Source organism: Streptomyces sp. P13-3-3, assembly GCF_050571355.1.
In the GTDB taxonomy this organism is placed as follows: Bacteria; Actinomycetota; Actinomycetes; order Streptomycetales; family Streptomycetaceae; genus Streptomyces; species Streptomyces althioticus.
The window spans coordinates 4,027,597-4,047,324 of sequence record NZ_CP192228.1; the positions used below are offsets into that span (position 1 = coordinate 4,027,597).

The window sequence follows — 19,728 nt, forward strand, 5'->3', positions numbered from 1 at the left end:
CCGTGCCTAGCGGATGTTCGGGTCGAAGGTGAAGATCACCAGCGTGCCCAGCAGGATGGTGAACACCGTGGCCGTGTAGAGCAGGCCCTTCAGCCACAGGCGGGTGTTCGGCCGCTCGGCGTAGTCGTTGATGACCGTGCGCAGGCCGTTGGCGCCGTGCAGCATCGCCAGCCACAGCATCGCCAGGTCCCAGACCTGCCAGAAGGGGCTCGCCCAGCGGCCCGCCACGAAGGCGAAGCCGATCTTGGAGACGCCGCCGTCCAGCACCAGCTGGATCAGCAGGTGGCCGATGACCAGCACGACCAGGACGACACCGGACAGGCGCATGAACAGCCACGCGGCCAGCTCGAAGTTGCCGCGGGTGCTCTTCGGGGTCTTCTTGGTCCGCTTGCGCGGGGGCTCGATGACCGGCGCCGGGTTGTCGACGGAGTACGGCGAGGCGCCTTCGACGGGGCCGACGCCCGAGGCGGAGGTTTCAGTCGTGGACATCTGCGTCAGCTCCCGAACAGTTCACGAGCGGCGTGGCCGAGGACGGGGTAGATCGCCCCGAGCATCAGCACGATCCACACGGCGACGACGGTCCAGAGCATCTGCTTCTGGTACCGGGCGCCCTTGATCCAGAAGTCGACGGCGATGACACGCAGGCCGTTGAGCGCGTGGAAGAGGATGGCGGCCACGAGGCCGTACTCCAGCAGCGCGACGATCGGCGTCTTGTACGTGGCCACGACGTCGTCGTAGGCCTCCGGGGACACTCGCACGAGAGCGGTGTCCAGCACGTGAACGAACAGGAAGAAGAAGATGAGGACGCCGGTGACTCGGTGAGCCACCCAGGACCACATTCCTTCCCGGCCGCGGTACAGCGTTCCAGCCGGCACGGAAATTTCCTCCGGGAGCGGGGATTGGGGCCGCGCCGGCTTTCCTTGTCGGTCGGGCCCGGCCGGGTACGGTCCACCGGCCCCCAGCATGGTAGCGACGGTTGCCTGCGGCGCTTACGGGGGGCCTGCCGGTGTGATCAAACTTGCACCCGAAAAGGGGGGCCGTGGTGCGGATGCGGCCACCGGGGTGGGGGGTTTGCGGTCATTTGCCGGGTGCGGCGTCGCGGGGGCCGGTCGCGCGGTCCCTCGCGCCCCCGAGCGTGTCGGTCAGGCGCTCCCGGGCCAGGAGGCGGAGTTGGTCCCTGGTGACCGTGTGCTCCTCCTCGGGATCGTTCGCCAATCGTGACCGGATGTCCTCCAGGACGCGGTCGAGGACCTCGTCCTCGGGGACGCCGTCCAGGCAGAGGACGAAGACGTGTCCGAACTTCGCCTCGTAGGCCGCGTGCGCGGCGTTCAGGGCGGTGTGGGCGGCCGAGTAGGTGTCCTCGGGGAGCGAGGGGAGGGGCTCGGAGACCAGGGCCTCGGCGATCTCCTCCGGCGAGAGGTCGTACGCCGCCTCGTCCGCGGCGGCCAGGAGGGACGCCGTGTCGGGGTACGGGCGGTGGCCGGCCAGCAGGCGGGCCCAGCGGGGGCTGTGCAGGCAGGACAGCAGGGCGCGCTCGGCGTCCGGCCCGGGAGCGTCGTTGAACCACTCCAGCGGGGGCGGGGTTCCGGGCGTGCCGCGGGACTGTTCGGGTATGGCGACTCGGCCGGGGAGGTCTGGGAGTCGGTGCGCAGGCAGCGTGGGTCCTCGTGGGCGTCGCGTGAGTGTCGTTGGCAGATGCTGTGAGAGTTGTGACGTCACGTTATCGAGTGAGTCCGAGACGTGTCCGATCGGTACCCCCATTTCACCCGGACGGCAGAGTTTGAGAACGGCTCATGGACGCTTCTCACCCGAACGGGTCGTACGTTGGCAGGGTGAGTCGGCACAGGCAGCACGGTCAGCGCAGGCGCGGTCCCGGCGCCGAGGCGACGGCGAGGCGGCGGAGGATCACCGCCGTCGCGGTCGCCGTGGGGGCGGTGGTGGTGGCCTCCGGGGTGGGAATCGGCCTGTGGGCCTCGGGCGACGACGACGGTCCGGCGGCCGCCCCCTCCTCGCCGTCGCCGACGCCGAGCCCCACCCGCAGCTACCCGCTGTCCGAGGCGCCGCGGACCATACCCGCCGTGCGCGAGCACACCGCGGAGCGCGGCCCCGGCTGGCGGCCCGTCCCCGGGCGCCGGGTGGTCGTGTCCGACCCGGCGCTCGCCGACGAGGGCCGGCTGACCGCCGGGGAACTGGGCCTGACGTACGCGGGGGAGAAGGACGACGAGCGGCCCGGCGACGTGCGCCTGGAGCTGAACCGCGACTCCGGCGCGAACCCGGAGTCGTACACCCTGACCGTGCGCGGCGGGCGGGTCACCGTAAGCGGGCCGGGGGAGGCGGGCGTCTTCTACGGCACCCGCACCCTCAAGCAGGAGATACGCGGGGCCGGCGCCGCCCCCGAGGGCGTGGTGCGCGACGAACCCGCCAAGCCGCGGCGCGGCATGATGCTGGACATCGCGCGCAAGCACTACGACGCCGGCTGGATAGAGGACCGCATACGCGAGCTGGGCGACCTCAAGTACAACGAGATCGGCCTGCACTTCTCCGACGACCAGGGCTTCCGCATCGAGTCCGGCTCGCACCCGGAGATCGTGTCGAAGGACCACCTCACCAAGGCGCAGGTCCGGAAGATCGTCGAGCTCGCGGAGAGCCGGCACATCACCGTCGTCCCCGAGATCGACTCGCCCGGACACCTCGGCGCCGTCATCGACGCCCACCCCGACCTCCAGCTGCGCAGGGCGAACGGCGAGGCGGTGCGCGGCGCCATCGACATCGCGAATTCCGAGTCCGCCGAGATCGTCGACGACCTGCTCGACGAGTACGCCGGTCTCTTCCCCGGCGGCCGGTGGCATCTCGGCGGCGACGAGTACCAGGCCCTCGTCGTCCCCGACCCCGAGGCGACCTTCCCGGGCCTCGCCGCCGCGGCCCGCGAGAAGTACGGCTCGGGCGCCACCGTCGAGGACCTCACCACCGGCTGGCTCAACGACCGCGCCGCCACCGTCCGCGCGAACGACCGCGTCCCCCGCGCCTGGAACGACGGCTTCTTCACCGGCGGGTCCGTCCAGGCCGACGAGGACATCGAGGTCGCCTACTGGACCGGCAAGGAGATCGGCGCGCGCGACCCCGTCGAGTACCTCTCCGAGGGCCGCGACGTGATCAACTACAACGACGAGTTCCTGTACTACGTCCTCGGCGAGCCGCTCACCTTCGTCTACCCGACCGGCGAGCGCATCTACGAACAGTGGACCCCGCGGGTGCTGCGCGGCACCGAGCCCGTCCCCGCCAGGTACGACCGCCAGATCCTCGGCGGCTCCTTCGCCATCTGGGGCGACCTGCCCCGCTCCCAGACCCAGGAGCAGGTCGCGGCCGGCATCCGGATGCCGCTGCGGGCCCTCGCCCAGAAGCTGTGGGACGCGGGCGAACCCACGCTGTCCTGGGCCGAGTTCCGCACCCTGGCGGGCCGGCTCGGCTGACGGATTGCCGCGAACGCCTGCGAACCCCCGTACGGCTGTGGTGATGTTCTGGGCGAGCCGACGGCTCGGCACGCCGGGCCGGGAACCGACACGCGGGGGGAACACCGGCACATGGGCTACTGGGGTTATTTCGTCGTGGGCCGCGCGGAGCGGCCGCTGGCCGCACTGGACGCGCTGGCCGGTACGGCCGGGGAGCTGACCCTGCGCACCGAGGCCCCGGACGGCTGGCAGGTGTGGGAACTGCCCGGCCGCGAGGGCGAGCTGGGCAGCATGAACGAACTGGCGAAGGAGACGGGCGCGCCCGCGCTGTTCGGCTACGTGATGGCCGGCGAGTGCGTGGCCGTGGAGGCCGCGTCCCCCGAGAGCGGGGTGTGGACGGCCTGCCTCGGCCGGGACGCGATGGCCGGGTACCTCGACGGGCGCCAGGAGGGCCTCACCGTCGACGACTACTTCCTGGAACCGGCCGATGCCGCCGAGCGGGCCGTCTTCTGGGCCGAGGAGGCCGGGCGCGAGGTCGCCGCCGAGGACGTCCTGGAGGTGCTGACCGCCGACCCCGGGCCGATGGCTGAAAACGGTTTCTTCCGGCTGCTCGACCGGTTGCGCGTGGTGCCCGAGTGACACTCCCGGCTTGTCGCACGCAGTAAGGGGAAATGCGGGCTCCGTGAGGGACGACGCCCGTCAAGGCCTCATCAGGGGGCCTGCGGGATCCGCAGAGGGAGGCGTGCATGAGCCTGGAGGAACTGATCGCACAGGCCGACGAGCGCGGACTGGCCGTCAGCGGGGTGGCTTGTTTGGATCGGTGCGTGCCGCTGCTGGGCGGTGACGACGAGGCGCTGCGGCCGCTGTGGGGCACCCTCGCCGGGGGTCCCTCCGACGGCGACTGGGGCGAGGTGCTCCAGCAGACGCGCGAGAAGCTGGACGCGGCGGCGGACGAGGCCGCGGCCGGCGGCGCCGGCGAGGCGGCGGAGCTGGCGCGGGGCATGCTCGCCACCGCCCCCCTGGACCGGTCCGGGACGGCGCTGCGGCAGTGGGCCGACCGGTGCTCGGCCGACGCGCTGCGGATCCACCAGTTGCTGGACGGCGCGGGTGACGCCGGCGCCACCGACCTGACGGCCGCCCGCCGTGAGGGCCGCAGGGACGGGCTGTCGCCGCTGCTCGCCGCGGAACTGCGGCGGCAGACCGCCGTCCTGGAACTCGTCGCCGCCCACGGAGCGGCCGGACTGCGCGGCGCGCTGGAGGTGTCCACGGAAGGGCGCCGGGTGCTGCGCGCGGCGGTCTCGCGCCGCAGCCGCCGCGATGCCTGACACGACGTCGGAGCTTCGGGTCGAGGACGTGCGGCGACGGCCCTGTGAGTGTCCTGGGGCGGTCGTGCACCCGTTGTGGGGAACCGCGGGATCGGGGTGACGAAACGCTTCGCCGCAGCGCTCTCCAGAGTGTGACGACTGCGACGACTGTGACGACACAGCAGGAGACCAGGCCCTCGGCGGCGACGAAGCCGGTCCGCTGGGCGGCGGACGCGGTGGCGGCGATGCGCGAGGGCGCACGGCTGCGCCTCGACTACTCGGCGCGCAGTCTGTGGAGCGTCGACCGGATGATCGAGGACATCCGCCGGGAGTCGGCCCCGTACGCCGCCGTGGAGCTGGTGCTGCGCGGCTTCGGGGCCTACGCGGGCGAGGTGATCGTGCGCCAGGCCGGCGGTGAGTGGTGGGCCTCAGGCGGAGACCACTGGGTCCGCACCCCCGACGGCCGCCTCTGGGACCCCATCGACGAGGCCCGCCGCTGCTACACCCAGGACGGCTCACTCCGGCTCCTGTGCCGGGACGCCACGACGGGGGCACGGCGGGACTGAGGTCCGTCGGCGGGCCCCGGGGCGTCCGGGGGCGGTGTGCCGCCGTGGCGTGCGGGGTCCCTGAGGGGCCTGGGACGTGCGGTGACCTGTGACACTTTGGCCGCCCCGCACGCTGAGGTCGCTGGGGGTGTGACACGGCGGACGTGCACACGTCATGCGAGGCGCATCGCGCTCGGTACGGACGAGGACGGTTCTTGGGCCACGGAGGGGAATCCCGCCGCACGCAGGCGTTCGACGGGGAACTGGGTGACGCCGTCGCGCGCGCCCAGCAGGGCGACGAGGCCGCGTTCGCCGTGGCCTACCGGCTCGTGCAGCCCGGACTCCTCGCGTACGTCAGGGGACTGGTCGGCGCCGAGGCCGAGGACGTGATGTCCGACGCCTGGCTGGAGATCGCCCGTGACCTCGGCCGGTTCAAGGGCGACGGCGCCGGGTTCCGCGGCTGGACGGCCACCATCGCCCGGCACCGAGCCCTCGACCACCTGCGCCGCCAGCGCGTACGCCCCCGCGCGTCCGCGTTGGTGCAGGACCTCCTGGAGCTGCCCGCCCCGCACAGCACGCACGACCAGGCGATGGAGGCCATGTCCACCGAGCAGGCCCTCGCCCTCGTCGGCCGGCTGCCCCGCGACCAGGCCGAGGCGGTGCTGCTGCGCGTCGTCGTGGGCCTCGACGGGCCCGCCGCCGCCCGCGTGCTCGGCAAGCGGCCGGGCGCGGTACGGACGGCCGCGCACCGCGGTCTGCGGCGCCTGGCGCGGCAGCTCGCGGCCGACGGTGTGACGGATGAGGCCCCCACGACGCTGGGTGAGTCGACGTGACCGTGGGCCGGAACGGCGGTCACGCCGCACGGCACGGCCTCGACGGCCGCTGAGGCGGCTGAACGGGCCGGGCGGACGGAACGTATCCGTTTGTCCGGGACCCGCACGGCACCCCGCTGGTGGGAGGGGGTGCGCCGTCCGTCGGGCCTCGGACACGGGGCCGCGGGGCCGACGGACGGAACCGGGCAGGCCGGACAGGCCGGACACGAGCGAGCAGGGACGGAAACGGACATGGGTGAACGGCAGAGCGACGGCGGGCGGGCCGGCCGCCGGCGTGTGCACCCAGAGCGTTCCGCGTGCTCCGTGGGCGTGTCGGCCGCGTCCGGGCGTGCCGTACCCGTCTCCGTCGAGGGGTCGGCCGGTGACACGGCCCGGCTGGAGGCGCTGCTCGTCACCGCTCTGGTGCGTGACGGCGTGGACGCCGGGGCCGAGCAGCGGGCCGTCGCCGCGTTCGTGGCCGCCCGGGAGTCGGGGGCGCATGGCGCGCGCACCCGCCGCCGGGACGACTGGCGGGCCTCTCGACGGCGGTTCGGCGGGCGGTCGCTGCGGGCGACGCTGGGGGCGCTGGTCGCGGGCTGTGCCCTCAGCGGGGTGGCCTGGGCCGGGATCCAGGCGGCGGGCGTGCCGGGCGGTGGGAGGTCCGAGGACACGGGGCCGACCCGGGCGCCGTCCGCGAGCTCCGCGCCTGTCGTTCCGGACGCGTCCGGTGGCTCCGGCGCCTCCGGTGCCGGTGGGGTCCCGGAGGAGTCGGCATCGGCGTCCGCCGCGGAGACGGGGCGTGACGGTGCGCGGCGCGGCTCGGGGCCGACGGAGTCCGCGGGGGGCGTGGGGACCGCTGGAGCTGCGGGGGGTATCGAGGCGCAGTGCCGGGCGTACGAGCGGATCGCCGGGCAGGGGCGGGCGGCGGACGCGCCGGCCTGGGAGCGGCTGGTCGCCGCTGCGGGGGGCGCGGGGAAGGTCGAGGCGTACTGCGCGGGGCGGGGCGGGGGCGGGCGGCCCACGACTTCCGTGTCGGCGCCGGTGGGTGTTCCTCGCGAGACGGGGGCTGAAGCGGGTGCCGGCCGCCCCACGGGGGAGGCGGCCGACACCGACCCTTCCGACCTGGTCAAGGGGAAGGTGCGGAGGCCCTGAGGGCTGACGTGGGTCACCTGAACAGGGGTGTTCTCGCAGCCCGGCGCTCGCGGCGTGCCGTTGCCTGTGCGGCACGCATGCCCGAAGTTGCGGACGCCTCAGGGGCGCGGGGAACTGCGCGATCGGCCACGGACTGCCCGCACCCGTCACTCACGGGTGCTGCCCGCCTTCGCACCTGCCGCCCCGAGTGGAACGGCGTCGCGGAGACGGCCGGGGCCGCCACCCCCCACAGGAGAGGCCCCGGCCGTCGCGCGGTACGGGCCGCGCGCGACCCGTATCTTCTACAGCGCCGGGCATGCGTTTTCTGTCACACGTCCCGTGCCACGAGTTAGTTGCGTCTTGTACGGTCATGGACGGGGACCGGTTTCAGGTCGTAACGTGCCTTTCGCGCCAGGCCGCGGGAGGCAAACGACCACAACCTCCGCGAGCGGCCTTGAGACCGCAACGACCGACTTGAGCTATGACGACGGCGAGCAACCCGGTCCGCGAGAGCGGCGCCGGCTTAGGCGCAGAAGGGCGCACGCGTGCTGGGGGACGACGCGGAGCTGACCGCCGCGGTGCGCGCGGCACAGGACGGGGACGAGACCGCGTTCCGGACCGTGTACCGCGCCGTGCACCCGCGGCTGCTCGGGTACGTCCGGACCCTGGTCGGCGAGCCCGACGCCGAGGACGTCGCGTCCGAGGCCTGGCTGCAGATAGCCCGTGATCTGGAGCGCTTCTCCGGCGACGCGGACCGCTTCCGCGGCTGGGCCGCCCGCATCGCCCGCAACCGCGCGCTCGACCACATCCGCATGCGTGGCCGCCGCCCGTCGATAGGCGGCGACGAGACCGAGCTCACCGGACGGCCCGCCGAGTCCGACACGGCCGGCGAGGCGATCGAGGCGCTCGCCACCGACGGCGCCTTCACCCTCATCTCCCGGCTGCCGCAGGACCAGGCCGAGGCCGTCGTGCTGCGCGTGGTCGTCGGCCTCGACGCCAAGACGGCCGCGCAGACCCTGGGCAAGCGCCCCGGCGCCGTACGGACGGCCGCGCACCGCGGCCTGCGCCGCCTCGCCGAACTGCTCGGCGACGATCCGGACGGCCATCCGGAATCCGCGGGTGTGCTCGACGCCCTTCCACCCCAAAGAGAACCACGCCGTCGTACGGTGACGTCCGCGAGTGTGACGCAGTTGCGAGCGCGGACGCAGAAGGACTTGTGATGGCCGATGAGCGGTACAGGTGGCTGGACGCGGAGGCGGCGGAGCGCCTGCTGAGCGGAGAGCCGCCCAGGGCTGCCGATCCACCCGCCGGTGACCAGGCCGAACAACTCGCCGGAGTGCTCCGCGCGCTGTCCGCGCCTCCGCCCACGGCCGAGGACGAACTCCCCGGGGAGGCGGCCGCGCTGGCCGCCTTCCGCACGTCGAGGGACGAACGGACAGGACAGGCCGACTCGGCCCCGCACACCGGTCACGGCACCGGCACCGGGGACTCCGACGTCGGCCTGATCCGTCTCCACGCCCCGCGCACCGGCCGTAACGGAACGCCCGGCGGAGCCCGCGGACCGCGTCCCGCCCGGCTCGTGCTGGCCGCCGCGCTGGTCGCCGGCATGGTCGGCGGCACCGCCGTGCTCGCCGGGACCGGGCTGCTGCGCACACCCTTCGACGACTCCCGCTCCGGCCCCGCGGGTGCCGCCACGGCGACGCACCCCCAGCGCCCGCTGATCTCCCCGCCCGCCCAGGGCGTCACCCCGGACGACCGTCACGAGGACGACCTCGCCGACGGGGGCCGTGACGGCGCCCAGGGCGGCGAGGACCCCGGTCACACACCCGGGGCCCCGCCGCCCGGCGACGGCAAGGCCGCCCACGGAGCCCGCTGGAAACTCGTGGTCTCCGCGTGCCGGTCCTGGCACCAGGGCAGGCCGGTGAACGGCGAACGCCGTCGCGCCCTGCACGAGGCGGCCGGCGGCGCCTCCCGCGTCGCCGCGTACTGCCGCGGCGTCACCGCCAAGGAAGGCGCGGGCACCAAGGACGGCACGGCCGGCAAGGACGACAAGGGCGCCGGGGGCGGCATGCACGAGGCCGAGACACGCCTCGACGCCGACGAGGGCGAGCAGGAGAACACCCTCCCGGGCCAGGAAGCCGACCGCCCGGACACCGGCGACGGCGGTGAGGGCAAGGGCGACAACGGCAGCGGCAAGGGGAACGGGAAGGGCAAGGGGAACGGCGGCGGCCCCGGCAACAGCGGCTCGCACGCCGACGACCACCCCTCCAAGAGCCAGGGCAACGGGAACGGGAGCGGGAAGGGCAACGGGAACAACAGCCCCGGTAACGGGAACGGAAGCGGCAAGGGCAACGGGAACGGCAAGCAGGACCAGTAGGCGGGCAGGAATCCCGTCACCCCTCTGACCTGCATCAACGGCCCCGCGTCCCCCTTACGTACCGACGGGTGTGACACTTCCGGCCCTCGTGACGCAGTACTGAGTGAGCCGACTGGTCATCGGCCGTAGCACTGAGCCGGGGTTCCCCCCGTACCAACGGCTCGTGCACCTGGCGCGGGCGGGACACGTTCCCCCGGTCCCGCCCGCGCCCCTCTCTCCTCAGGTCGCGTCGCCCGCCTCGGGTCTCACCAGTGGACGACGACCTTGTCGCCGTCCCGCACCTGCTCGTACAGCCGCGCGATCGCGTCCTCGTCGCGTACGTTCACGCAGCCGTGCGAGGCGCCGGCGTAGCCCCGGGCGGCGAAGTCGGACGAGAAGTGCACCGCCTGCCCGCCGCTGAAGAACATCGCGTACGGCATCGGCGAGTCGTACAGCGTCGACACGTGGTGCCTGGACTTCCAGTAGACGCGGAAGACGCCCTCACGGGTCGGCGTGTACTCGGAGCCGAAGCGGACCGGCATCGTCGACACCGTGCGGCCGTCGACCATCCAGCGCAGGGTGCGGCTGGACTTGCTGATGCACATCACCCGGCCGGTCATGCAGCGCGGGTCGGGCGGGTCGGCCGGCTGGCCGCCCATCAGGTACAGGTCCCAGCGGCCCGGCTCCCGCGTCATCGCCAGCAGTCGCTGCCAGGTCACCGTGTCCGTCACGCCGGTCTGCGGCAGGCCGCGCTTGCCCTGGAAGCCGCGGACCGCTTCCGCCGTCAGGTCGTCGTAGGTGCCGGTGGGGCCGTGGAAGATCCAGGCGACCTGCCGCAACCGCGCCTGGAGTTCACGGATGTCCCGCCCCTTGTCGCCCGGTGACCACAGCACCCGGGCCGGCGTGGGACTGCTCGACGGCTTCGCGGGCGGAGCGGACGGCGACGGCTTCGCGGGCGCCTCCGGTGTCCGGCTCGGCGACGCGGGCCCGTCCGGCGCGTCCGGCGTCCGGGACGGCACCTCGACCCGCACCGGCGGCGCGCCCTTCCCGTCCGCACCGGCCGGCTGCACCGTGCACCCCGCCGTACCCACGGCCACCGCGCCCAGCACCGCCAGCACGGCTATGCCTGTTCCCCCCATGCCTGTCCCGCGCACCTCGGTCCCCCGTCGTCCCGCCGCACCGGGCCCGCCCGGTTGTCACCCCGTGTTTCTACCCCGGACGTGACCGGAGCGGAACAAGGAGGCAAGGTGGGGAGTGACCGGACGGGACGGCCGCCGGGGAAAGGCCTTGTGAGCGGGGTCCCACGGAGGTTGTGAGGAAGGTCCCAGCGTGTGACCCTCCACCAGGCCGCACGCGCACCGCTACAGTCCGTCGAAGGGTCGGCCTGTACTGGTGAGTAACCGGCGAGTGACCGGCGATCGGATCGAGCAACGCTGCTCAGCGGGAGGCATGCACATCATGGCGCGTGAGTCGGAGTCCGGACTGCCCATCGAACCGGTCTACGGGCCGGAGGCTCTCGAGGGCTGGGACCCGGCGGAGAAGCTGGGTGAGCCGGGCTCGTACCCGTTCACGCGGGGTGTGTACCCGACGATGTACACGGGCCGTCCGTGGACGATGCGCCAGTACGCCGGTTTCGGCACGGCGACGGAGTCCAACGCCCGGTACAAGCAGCTGATCGCGAACGGCACGATGGGTCTGTCGGTCGCCTTCGACCTGCCGACGCAGATGGGTCACGACTCCGACGCGCCGATCGCCTCGGGCGAGGTCGGCAAGGTGGGTGTGGCGATCGACTCGATCGACGACATGCGGGTGCTGTTCGGCGGGATCCCGCTGGACAAGGTGTCGACGTCGATGACGATCAACGCGCCCGCCGCGCTGCTGCTGCTCCTGTACCAACTGGTCGCCGAGGAGCAGGGCGTGAGCGCCGACAAGCTCACCGGCACGATCCAGAACGACGTGCTGAAGGAGTACATCGCCCGCGGCACGTACATCTTCCCGCCGAAGCCGTCGCTGCGGCTGATCGCGGACATCTTCAAGTACTGCAAGGCCGAGATCCCGAAGTGGAACACGATCTCGATCTCCGGCTACCACATGGCGGAGGCGGGTGCCTCGCCGGCGCAGGAGATCGCGTTCACGCTGGCCGACGGCATCGAGTACGTGCGTACGGCGGTCGCGGCCGGCATGGACGTCGACGACTTCGCCCCGCGCCTGTCGTTCTTCTTCGTGGCCCGCACCACGATCCTGGAGGAGGTCGCCAAGTTCCGTGCGGCCCGCCGGATCTGGGCGCGGGTGATGAAGGAGGAGTTCGGCGCGAAGAACCCCAAGTCGCTGATGCTGCGTTTCCACACGCAGACGGCCGGGGTGCAGCTGACGGCCCAGCAGCCCGAGGTGAACCTGGTGCGTGTCGCCGTGCAGGGCCTGGCGGCGGTGCTGGGCGGCACGCAGTCGCTGCACACCAACTCCTTCGACGAGGCGATCGCGCTGCCGACGGACAAGTCCGCCCGGCTCGCGCTGCGCACGCAGCAGGTCCTCGCCTACGAGACCGATGTGACCGCCACGGTCGACCCGTTCGCCGGCTCCTACGTCATCGAGAAGATGACCGACGACGTGGAGGCCGCCGCGAGGGAGCTGATGGAGAAGGTCGAGGACCTCGGCGGCGCGGTCAACGCCATCGAGCGCGGCTTCCAGAAGAACGAGATCGAGCGCTCCGCCTACCGCATCGCCCAGGAGACCGACTCCGGCGAGCGGGTCGTGGTCGGCGTCAACCGCTTCCAGCTCGACGAGGAGGAGCCCTACGAGCCGCTCCGCGTCGACCCGGCCATCGAGGCCCAGCAGGCCGAACGCCTCGCCAAGCTGCGCGCCGAGCGCGACCAGGAGGCGGTCGACACGGCGCTGGCCGCGCTGAAGAAGGCCGCCGAGGGCGAGGACAACGTCCTCTACCCGATGAAGGACGCCCTCAAGGCCCGCGCCACCGTCGGCGAGGTCTGCAACGCCCTGCGCGAGGTGTGGGGCACCTACGTGCCGAGCGACGCCTTCTAGGGGGCGTTCTCGCAGGTCGAGACGGTAGCGAGGAGTGTCGCACGGCGTGCGACACTCCTCGCTATGTTCGGTGTCGTCGACCTTCCCACCTACCTCGCGGGCCTGGTGCTGATCATCCTGCTGCCCGGGCCCAACTCGCTGTACGTCCTGTCCGTCGCCGCCCGCCGCGGAGTGCGCTCCGGCTACACGGCCGCCGCCGGCGTCTGGTGCGGGGACGCCGTCCTGATGACGCTGTCGGCCGCGGGTGTCGCCTCCCTGCTCCAGGCGAACGCCGTGCTGTTCGGCATCGTGAAGTACGCGGGCGCCGGCTATCTGGCGTGGCTGGCCGTCGGGATGCTGCGCGCCGCGTGGGGCATGTGGCGCGGGCGCGGCGAGGAACGCCCGGAGGAGACCGCCCCGGCCGCCGCGCCCGGTGAGCGTCCGTTCCGCCGGGCGCTGGTCGTCAGCCTGCTGAACCCGAAGGCGATCCTGTTCTTCATCGCCTTCTTCGTGCAGTTCGTCGACCCCGCCTACGCCTATCCGGCGCTGTCCTTCGTGGTGCTGGGGGTGTTCGCGCAGATCGCCAGCGTGCTCTACCTCAGCGCGCTGATCTTCAGCGGAACCCGGCTCGCCGCCGCGTTCCGCCGTCGCCGCCGGCTGTCGGCGGGCGCCACCTCGGCGGCGGGCGCCCTGTTCCTGGGCTTCGCGGCGAAGCTGTCCACGGCGAGCGCGTAGAGCCTGTCCGGCGGATCATGTCGGGGGTGCGCACAACCCGCCTGTGGTGCCGGCCGCGTGCGAACCAAGTCCCGGTGGGCGTCGGTCCGCACCTTCGCCTCGCGGCCGGGGGCCCGGACCCGGTGCACCTGGACGTGCCCGTCAGCGCGTCCCGAACCGGGCCAGGTAGGCGCCGAGCCCGTCCGGGGTGTCCCCGGTCCAGCCCACGTAACCGTCCGGGCGCACCAGGAACAGGCCGGTGCCGTACGTACGGTGGGACGGGCCGCGCACGAGCCGTACGCCCGCGGGCGGTTCGGGGGCGTCCGTGCCCAGCGCCAGCAGGGTCCAGTGCGGGCCGCGGAAGGCGTCGAAGAGGCGTGTGCCGTCCACGCGGCCGTCCGGGGCCCGGTCGCCCGCGCGCACCGGTCCCGGTTCGGTGCGGGTCTCCGCGCTGAGCGAGGAGTCCCGGTAGCCGAGGTCCAGTTGCAGGGTGGCCCCGCCGCGCCTCGCCTCGCCCCGGTGGATGCGGGTGGACAGGCCGAGCATGTCCGCGGCGACCGCCCGGCGCTCCTCCTCGTAGCTGTCGAGGAGGGACGGGTCCGCCCCGTCGGACAGCACCGCCCCCAGCTTCCAGCCCAGGTTGTAGGCGTCCTGCACGGAGGTGTTGAGGCCCTGGCCGCCGGCCGGGGAGTGCACGTGCGCCGCGTCCCCCGCGAGGAACACCCGGCCCGCGCGGAAGCGGTCGGCGAGCGCGGCGCGCGGCCGGAAGTCGGAGGCCCACAGGACCTCGGTGACGTCCTCGGCGGCGAGGTGCGTGCGGGCGGCCACGACCTGCCGTACGGCGTCGGGGGAGAGGTCCACCCGGGTGCCCTCGGTGAACCGGGCGACCAGCTGGAAGTCGTCCGTACCGGCGAGCGGGCAGAGGGTGAGGAACTCGTCGCGGCCCTCGCGGGGCGGGAACATGTGCCACCAGTCCCGGTCCAGGCCGGCGATCCGGACGTCCGCCACCAGCATCGGCAGCGGGTCGACGGCCTCGCCGGTCATGCCGGTGCCGACCGCCCGGCGCACCGCGGACCGTCCGCCGTCGGCCGCCACGAGGTACCGGGCGCGCAGCGGCGGCCCGGCGGCGAAGTGGGCGGTCACGACGTCCTCGTCCTGGGTGACGTCCGTGAGCTCGCGGCCGTAGGCGATCTTGCCGCCCAGTTCCTCCAGGCGGTCCCGCAGGATCCGCTGGGTGCGCCACTGCGGGATCATCAGGCCCTCGTACGGCGCCTCCTCGGTGGGCTCCACGGGCGGCGCCAGATGGTGCTCGCCGAGCTGCTCGCCGTCGCGCCAGAGCATGCCGACCGGGTAGCGGCCGCCGCCCGCCCGGACGGCGTCCAGCACGCCGAGGTCGTCGAAGACCTCCATGGTGCGCGGCTGGAGGCCCTTGCCGCGCGATCCGGGGAACAGTCCGTCCTCCCGTTCCACGACCAGCGCCGGGACTCCGCGCCGGGCGAGGTCGATGCCGAGGGTGAGGCCGGTCGGCCCCGCGCCCACGATCAGGACAGGGGTGTCGTTCATGATCCGTCTCCTTAACGCTGTTAAGTGACCCGCCGTCCGAGCGTCTCTCTAACGGTGTTAAGTTGTCAAGCGTGAGCACGGAACGACGCGCGCCGCTGGACCGCCGACGGGTCGCCGGGACGGCGCTGAAGCTGCTGAACGAGGTCGGCCTCGACGGGCTGACCCTGCGCGCCATCGCCAAGGAGCTCGACGTCAAGGCGCCCGCCCTGTACTGGCACTTCAAGGACAAGCAGGCGCTGCTGGACGAGATGGCGACCGAGATGTTCCGCCGGATGACCGACGGGGTCGAACTCGCCGCCGACGACACCTGGCAGGAGCGGCTGCTCAGGAGCAACCGGGTGCTGCGGCGGACGCTGCTCGCCTACCGCGACGGGGCGAAGGTGTTCAGCGGTACGCGGTTCACCGGTCTGGAGCACGCGGAGCAGCAGGAGGCGAACCTCCGGCTGCTCACGTCCGCGGGGCTCACCCTGGCCCAGGCGGCCCGGGCGCTGCAGACGACGTTCCTGTACACGCTCGGGTTCGTCGCGGAGGAGCAGGGGGTCGAGCCGGTGCCGGGGGAGCGGCGCGAGGGGTTCGACGTGGAGGCGCGTGCCCGTCTAATGGCCGATCATCCGCTCGCCGCGGAGGCGGGGGCGGCGCTCTTCGGCGACTACGACGAACAGTTCGAGGAGGGCCTCGCCCTGATCGTCACCGGCATCGAGTCCCGCTACGGGACGAACTGAGCGGGGTGGGCGGCCGTTCGCGCAGTTCCCCGCGCCCCTTTTGGGCGCGCTGCCCGACCGGCGCCCTGAAGGGGCGCGGGGAACTGCGCGAGGAACCCCCACCGGGCGTCGGCCGGGTGTCAACCGGGCGTGAAGTCGCCCCGAAGGGGCGCGGGGAACGGCGCGACCAGCCCTTACGGGCCCGCAGCCGAAGTGGCTCCCCGGGCCATGGGCGAGTGCGGGCCGGTGGGGGTCGCTCGCGTAGTTCCCCGCGCCCCTTCGGGCGCCCCCCGCCCCCGCCTACCGCCGGCCGCCCCGCCGCACCACCCGCCCCACCCTCCGCCTCGCCCGCGCAGCCCGCACCCTCGCCCGGGCCCCCGGGCCGCTGCCCGGGAGGCCCAGCTCGGCCAGGCGCAGGGCCGGGAAATACGGCGCGGGACTCCCCGCGAGACAGTCGCGCAGCCACGCCTCCGCGGATTCCCGCAGCGCCGGATACGTCCGCGGCTGCATGCAGAACCCCATCGTCCGCACCAGCGGCTCCAGCGACGCGGGCACCGCGCCCAGCACCGCCGGGGCCTCGTCCCGCTCCAGGTCCGGGACCAGGTGGTCGACCAGGGCCAGCGGGATGCGGTTGCTGTTCTCGTAGGGCCGCAGGCGGTCGAGGACCAGCGCCGTCCCCACCCGCGCCACGGGCACGCCGTAGTGGACGGACGCGGTCACCATCGCCGTGGAGAAGCAGCCGACGACCAGTTCCGGGCGGACCCGGTCGTACAGCGTCTCCGCGAGCAGCGGCGCGTCCAGCACGGTGAGCCGTACGCCCGCGTCGGCGGCCGCCTTGTGCAGGGCCGCCGAGTAACCGGCGGGGGCCGTCGGATGGGGCTTGAAGACGAGCGAGCGGTGCCCCGCCCGCACCGCCCCGGCGAGCATGCGGACGTGCAGGTCCTCCTCCTCGTCCGCGCCCAGGATGCCGAGCGCCGCGAGGTACTGCCCGAGCAGCACGGCCGTCGGCGCCTCCTCCCGTACGGGTGCGAGCCGCGGGTCGTCCGCCGCCTCCCGGGCGACCTCGTCCAGCACCGCGCGGAACGCCCCGTCCGGCACGACGACCGGCTCCACGCCGTACTCGGACAGCAGCATCGGGCGCAGACCGGGCAGCAGGTCGAGGTGCAGCAGGCGACGGACGCGCCGGCCGAGGGTCAGCGGCAGCTTCTCCCGGGTCGGGCCGTAGCTCATCAGCCCGTCCGCGTAGACGTCGACGGACGCCTCGGAGAAGATCGCGACCAGCGCGCGGGCCGGGTTGGCCTGGATCGACTCGACGGCCAGGTCGACCCGTTCGTCCTCGCCGATGCCCCACAGCAGCCGCAGCGCCCGCTGCCACAGCACCGTGTCGGCGCCGCGCGGCCCCCAGGCGCTCGGGTGGTACGGGCTGATCGCCTCGTTCCAGCTCACCACCTCGTCGAAGCGGGCGGCGAGCGGCCCGTAGCCGTGCATCTCGTCCAGGCGCATCGCGGTCTCCGGGACGGCGGCGTTGTGCGAGACCAGCAGGATCCGGCGGGACGGCCCCGCCGGTCCGAACAGGCCCGCGTCCAGCGCCGCCGCCAGGGTCGCGGCGCCGTACAGGGTCGAGACCTGGAAGATCTGGGTCGTGCGGTGCGTGCGGTGCATGGGTCAGGCAGCCTTCCGCCCGTCGCGCAGGCGGCCGAGCAGCCTGCTCCGGGTGCTGTCGAGGGTGGCCAGGGTCTCCTCCAGCGCGCCCTGCGGCATCCGCAGCAGCGCCTCCCGCGCCTCCTGCCGCAGCCGCCGCGCCGCCGACGGCTCGTACGCGTCCGCCTTGCCCAGATGAAAGGCGATCATGGCGCAGTAGGTGCGCACGGCCTTCGGCAGGAAGCGGTCGCACTCCGGGTCGGCCCGCACGTCCCGCAGCAGCAGGTCGTAGGCCGGGATGAAGTCGAGCTGGCGGGAGTCCTTGATCTGGGTGAGGGAGGTCGCGACGCCCCGCCGGTAGAACACCCCGTGCAGCCCGAGGGAGGCGTAGCTGCGCGCCGTGAGGTGCAGCCGCCAGATCCACAGCCGGTCCTCGGCGGTGCGCAGTTCGGTGACGAAGCGCATCCCGCCGTCGTCGAAGAGGTGCCGGCGGTAGACGCCCGCCCAGACGAACGGGTAGTCGACCATGGTCTCCGTGTCGGCGGGCGTGATCCCGTCACGCGGGTCCATCACCGCGTCGCGCACCGGGGCGGGAGGTCGCCTGACCACCCGTTCCGTGCCGGTGACCTGCACATGGTCGGTGCGGGCGAAGTCGCAGCCCAGCTCGTCCATCGCCCGCACCAGCGCGGCGAGGTGACCGGGCCCGTACCAGTCGTCGCCGTCGAGGAACGCCAGGTACTCCCCGTCCGCCGCGTCGATGCCGGAGTTCCGCGCCTGCGCGATGCCCTGGTTGGTGTCGTGCCGGATCACCCGCGCGCCCGGCAGCTTCTCCGCCCACCGGTCGATCACCCAGGGCGTGGCGTCCGTGGAGCAGTCGTCGACGATCAGGAACTCGACGTCCGGGTGCGCGTTGGCGGCGAGACCGCGCAGGGTGCTCTCCGCGAACGCCTCCACGTTGTGCATCGGGACGACGACGGACAGCTTGGGCACCTGAACCTCTTTCTCGGGCGACGGGCTACGGACCACGGCTACGGCTATGAACGACGGGCCGCGAACGACGGGCTGCGGGCGAATGTGCCCCGGCCGGGCGGTCCACCGGTGGCGCCCGGGTGGACACGGGGTGAACAGTCCCCGGCCAACGGCGAACCCGCCGCCGGGCGTTCGTACTCAGACGGCGCCCCACCGGGCCGGGCGCGGATACCCAGCCGCTTCTGAGCGCGTTCGCCCTGCCGGACCGGCTCCGCCCCCGGAACCGTGGTGACCGGCGGGACGGTCGACGGAGGGGGCGGGGCGCATGACGGCCAGGACGTGGCTGCGGATGCTGGCGGCCGGAGTGGCACTGCTCGGTCTGACCGGGTGCGGCGCGGCGGACAGGGCGGTGCTGGGCGCGCCCCCGTGCCCCGACGGGCCCGCCGCCCGCCCCGAGCCGCGGCCCGCCCGGCCGGGCGCCGTCTGGGCCTGGGCCCCGATGGACGGCGCCCCCGAGGGAACGGAGGCGCCGGCACCGGTGCCGGGCCTGACCGACGTCGTGTCCGTCGCGGACGGCCGCTTCACCACCGCCGCGGTCCGCGCCGACGGCACCGTCTGGACCTACGGCACCGACATCAAGGGCTCCCTCGGCCAGGGCGCCGCGGAACGCCGATACGCCGCCGTCCCCCGGCAGGTCCCCGGCGTGGACGACGTCCGAGCGGTGTACGCCGTCGGCCCCACGTTCTTCGTCGTACGGCGCGACGGCACCGTGTGGGCCTGGGGCGACGACCGCTTCCTCGTCGACGCGGGGAAGCGCGACGGACACGCGGGGGTGACCCGGCCGCGGGCCGTGCCCGGGGTGAAGGACGTCGTCTCGGTGGCGCCGGGCCCCCTCAACGCCTTCACCCTGCGCTCCGACGGCCGGGTGCAGGGCTGGGGCGTCAACCTCACGCAGGTCCTCGGCGAGTCGAACGGCACCCGGCTGACCACGATCAACGGGGTCCGCGGGGTCGTCGACGTGGCTCCGGCGGGCGGCGCGGTGGTCGCCGCCCGCGCGGACGGGCTGGTCTGCGCATGGGGGAACAACGCACACGGCCTCCTGGGCGTCGAGCCGCGCGGCGGCCAGACCGGCCGCCCGGTCCACGTCACCGGGCTGACCGGCGTCATCCAGGTCGCGGGCGGCCACGACACCGCCTACGCCCTGGACCGCGACGGGGTGGTGCACGCCTGGGGCCGGGGCGCCGGGGGAGCGCTGGGCGACGGCGACACCTCGGACCACAGCTCCGCCACCCCGGTGCGCGTGACGGGCCTGCCCCCGATACACGGGATCACCGCGTACGGGCTCGCGGGCCTGGCCGTCGACGTGCGCGGCGGGCTGTGGGCGTGGGGCTCGGGCCTCGCCCTCGACGGCGGCCCCGCCGCCCGCCCGGTGCGCGTCCGTCTCCCCGCGCCGGCCCTGGACGTCTCGGGCCGCCACGTGATCCTGGCGGACGCCGGTGCCTGACCGGGCTCAGCCCTTCACGGT

General features: G+C 73.7%; 19 protein-coding genes. 12 read left to right on the plus strand and 7 right to left on the minus strand.

All coding sequences use genetic code 11. The features are described from left to right. Positions 1 to 6: 6 nt before the first annotated feature. The 3 genes from ACQZOG_RS18520 to ACQZOG_RS18530 form a co-directional block, all read right to left on the minus strand. Positions 7 to 489, minus strand: a complete 483-nt coding sequence (locus ACQZOG_RS18520) for a succinate dehydrogenase hydrophobic membrane anchor subunit (RefSeq protein ID WP_033272338.1) — start codon at positions 487 to 489, stop codon at positions 7 to 9. Positions 490 to 494: 5 nt separating this feature from the next. Further along, the gene (gene sdhC, locus ACQZOG_RS18525) at positions 495 to 875 is read right to left on the minus strand and encodes a succinate dehydrogenase, cytochrome b556 subunit (protein ID WP_026244279.1); all 381 of its coding nucleotides are present in this window, start codon (positions 873 to 875) and stop codon (positions 495 to 497) included. Between the two features lie 202 nt (positions 876 to 1,077). Beyond that, complete coding sequence (locus ACQZOG_RS18530) at positions 1,078 to 1,719, minus strand: 2-oxo-4-hydroxy-4-carboxy-5-ureidoimidazoline decarboxylase (RefSeq protein WP_203550244.1); 642 nt, start codon at positions 1,717 to 1,719, stop codon at positions 1,078 to 1,080. A gap of 113 nt (positions 1,720 to 1,832) precedes the next feature. Between ACQZOG_RS18530 and ACQZOG_RS18535 the strand changes: the two genes are divergently transcribed. From ACQZOG_RS18535 to ACQZOG_RS18570, 8 genes are all read left to right on the plus strand, one after another. Beyond that, positions 1,833 to 3,470 carry a beta-N-acetylhexosaminidase gene (locus ACQZOG_RS18535; RefSeq protein ID WP_430741665.1) on the plus strand — a complete coding sequence of 546 codons (1,638 nt, stop codon included), beginning with the start codon at positions 1,833 to 1,835 and terminating at the stop codon, positions 3,468 to 3,470. 111 nt (positions 3,471 to 3,581) lie between these two features. Then, positions 3,582 to 4,088, plus strand: a complete 507-nt coding sequence (locus tag ACQZOG_RS18540; protein WP_033272336.1) for a hypothetical protein — start codon at positions 3,582 to 3,584, stop codon at positions 4,086 to 4,088. A 107-nt stretch (positions 4,089 to 4,195) separates the two neighbouring features. Next, positions 4,196 to 4,774, plus strand: a complete 579-nt coding sequence (locus ACQZOG_RS18545) for a hypothetical protein (protein ID WP_058916831.1) — start codon at positions 4,196 to 4,198, stop codon at positions 4,772 to 4,774. 149 nt (positions 4,775 to 4,923) lie between these two features. After that, positions 4,924 to 5,319: a hypothetical protein gene (locus tag ACQZOG_RS18550; RefSeq protein ID WP_051724323.1), complete on the plus strand. Its 396-nt coding sequence runs from the start codon at positions 4,924 to 4,926 to the stop codon at positions 5,317 to 5,319. A gap of 194 nt (positions 5,320 to 5,513) precedes the next feature. Then, entirely contained in the window at positions 5,514 to 6,131 is a 618-nt protein-coding gene (locus ACQZOG_RS18555; RefSeq protein WP_391604911.1) for an RNA polymerase sigma factor, read from the plus strand. Positions 6,132 to 6,362: 231 nt separating this feature from the next. Next, complete coding sequence (locus ACQZOG_RS18560; RefSeq protein WP_430741666.1) at positions 6,363 to 7,262, plus strand: hypothetical protein; 900 nt, start codon at positions 6,363 to 6,365, stop codon at positions 7,260 to 7,262. Positions 7,263 to 7,786: 524 nt separating this feature from the next. Further along, on the plus strand, positions 7,787 to 8,461 hold the full coding sequence (locus ACQZOG_RS18565) for an RNA polymerase sigma factor (protein ID WP_191881140.1): 675 nt from the start codon (positions 7,787 to 7,789) through the stop codon (positions 8,459 to 8,461). Then, on the plus strand, positions 8,461 to 9,618 hold the full coding sequence (locus ACQZOG_RS18570) for a hypothetical protein (RefSeq protein WP_359597474.1): 1,158 nt from the start codon (positions 8,461 to 8,463) through the stop codon (positions 9,616 to 9,618). Before ACQZOG_RS18565 ends, ACQZOG_RS18570 begins: the two co-directional genes overlap by 1 nt. A gap of 245 nt (positions 9,619 to 9,863) precedes the next feature. Here the strand turns inward: ACQZOG_RS18570 and ACQZOG_RS18575 are convergent, their stop codons facing one another. After that, the gene (locus ACQZOG_RS18575) at positions 9,864 to 10,736 is read right to left on the minus strand and encodes a L,D-transpeptidase family protein (RefSeq protein ID WP_430741667.1); all 873 of its coding nucleotides are present in this window, start codon (positions 10,734 to 10,736) and stop codon (positions 9,864 to 9,866) included. Between the two features lie 319 nt (positions 10,737 to 11,055). Between ACQZOG_RS18575 and ACQZOG_RS18580 the strand changes: the two genes are divergently transcribed. After that, positions 11,056 to 12,636 (plus strand): acyl-CoA mutase large subunit family protein, encoded by a 1,581-nt coding sequence (locus ACQZOG_RS18580; RefSeq protein WP_033272689.1) that lies wholly within the window; start codon positions 11,056 to 11,058, stop codon positions 12,634 to 12,636. Between the two features lie 63 nt (positions 12,637 to 12,699). Next, complete coding sequence (gene leuE, locus ACQZOG_RS18585; RefSeq protein ID WP_033272329.1) at positions 12,700 to 13,350, plus strand: leucine efflux protein LeuE; 651 nt, start codon at positions 12,700 to 12,702, stop codon at positions 13,348 to 13,350. 141 nt (positions 13,351 to 13,491) lie between these two features. Here leuE and ACQZOG_RS18590 read toward each other — a convergent pair whose 3' ends face one another. Next, positions 13,492 to 14,892, minus strand: a complete 1,401-nt coding sequence (locus ACQZOG_RS18590; RefSeq protein ID WP_058916835.1) for an FAD-dependent oxidoreductase — start codon at positions 14,890 to 14,892, stop codon at positions 13,492 to 13,494. Between the two features lie 71 nt (positions 14,893 to 14,963). Between ACQZOG_RS18590 and ACQZOG_RS18595 the strand changes: the two genes are divergently transcribed. Further along, positions 14,964 to 15,614: a TetR/AcrR family transcriptional regulator C-terminal domain-containing protein gene (locus ACQZOG_RS18595; RefSeq protein ID WP_033272327.1), complete on the plus strand. Its 651-nt coding sequence runs from the start codon at positions 14,964 to 14,966 to the stop codon at positions 15,612 to 15,614. 279 nt (positions 15,615 to 15,893) lie between these two features. On the opposite strand, the gene ACQZOG_RS18600 is transcribed toward ACQZOG_RS18595, so the two are convergent. Together ACQZOG_RS18600 and ACQZOG_RS18605 are read right to left on the minus strand one after the other, a co-directional pair. After that, positions 15,894 to 17,255, minus strand: a complete 1,362-nt coding sequence (locus tag ACQZOG_RS18600) for a polysialyltransferase family glycosyltransferase (protein ID WP_359494530.1) — start codon at positions 17,253 to 17,255, stop codon at positions 15,894 to 15,896. A 3-nt stretch (positions 17,256 to 17,258) separates the two neighbouring features. Next, positions 17,259 to 18,224, minus strand: a complete 966-nt coding sequence (locus ACQZOG_RS18605; protein WP_033272325.1) for a glycosyltransferase family 2 protein — start codon at positions 18,222 to 18,224, stop codon at positions 17,259 to 17,261. 304 nt (positions 18,225 to 18,528) lie between these two features. Between ACQZOG_RS18605 and ACQZOG_RS18610 the strand changes: the two genes are divergently transcribed. After that, complete coding sequence (locus ACQZOG_RS18610) at positions 18,529 to 19,707, plus strand: RCC1 domain-containing protein (protein ID WP_033272324.1); 1,179 nt, start codon at positions 18,529 to 18,531, stop codon at positions 19,705 to 19,707. The last annotated feature ends 21 nt before the right edge of the window (positions 19,708 to 19,728 follow it).

Excerpts from the sequence above, each read along its gene's own strand:
- ACQZOG_RS18520 (WP_033272338.1), bottom strand. The coding sequence starts at position 489 with ATGTCCACGACTGAAACCTCCGCCTCGGGCGTCGGCCCCGTCGAAGGC.
- ACQZOG_RS18540 (WP_033272336.1), top strand. The coding sequence starts at position 3,582 with ATGGGCTACTGGGGTTATTTCGTCGTGGGCCGCGCGGAGCGGCCGCTG.
- ACQZOG_RS18545 (WP_058916831.1), top strand. The coding sequence starts at position 4,196 with ATGAGCCTGGAGGAACTGATCGCACAGGCCGACGAGCGCGGACTGGCC.
- ACQZOG_RS18560 (WP_430741666.1), top strand. The coding sequence starts at position 6,363 with ATGGGTGAACGGCAGAGCGACGGCGGGCGGGCCGGCCGCCGGCGTGTG.
- ACQZOG_RS18570 (WP_359597474.1), top strand. The coding sequence starts at position 8,461 with ATGGCCGATGAGCGGTACAGGTGGCTGGACGCGGAGGCGGCGGAGCGC.
- ACQZOG_RS18575 (WP_430741667.1), bottom strand. The coding sequence starts at position 10,736 with ATGGGGGGAACAGGCATAGCCGTGCTGGCGGTGCTGGGCGCGGTGGCC.
- ACQZOG_RS18580 (WP_033272689.1), top strand. The coding sequence starts at position 11,056 with ATGGCGCGTGAGTCGGAGTCCGGACTGCCCATCGAACCGGTCTACGGG.
- leuE (WP_033272329.1), top strand. The coding sequence starts at position 12,700 with ATGTTCGGTGTCGTCGACCTTCCCACCTACCTCGCGGGCCTGGTGCTG.
- ACQZOG_RS18590 (WP_058916835.1), bottom strand. The coding sequence starts at position 14,892 with ATGAACGACACCCCTGTCCTGATCGTGGGCGCGGGGCCGACCGGCCTC.
- ACQZOG_RS18600 (WP_359494530.1), bottom strand. The coding sequence starts at position 17,255 with ATGCACCGCACGCACCGCACGACCCAGATCTTCCAGGTCTCGACCCTG.
- ACQZOG_RS18610 (WP_033272324.1), top strand. The coding sequence starts at position 18,529 with ATGACGGCCAGGACGTGGCTGCGGATGCTGGCGGCCGGAGTGGCACTG.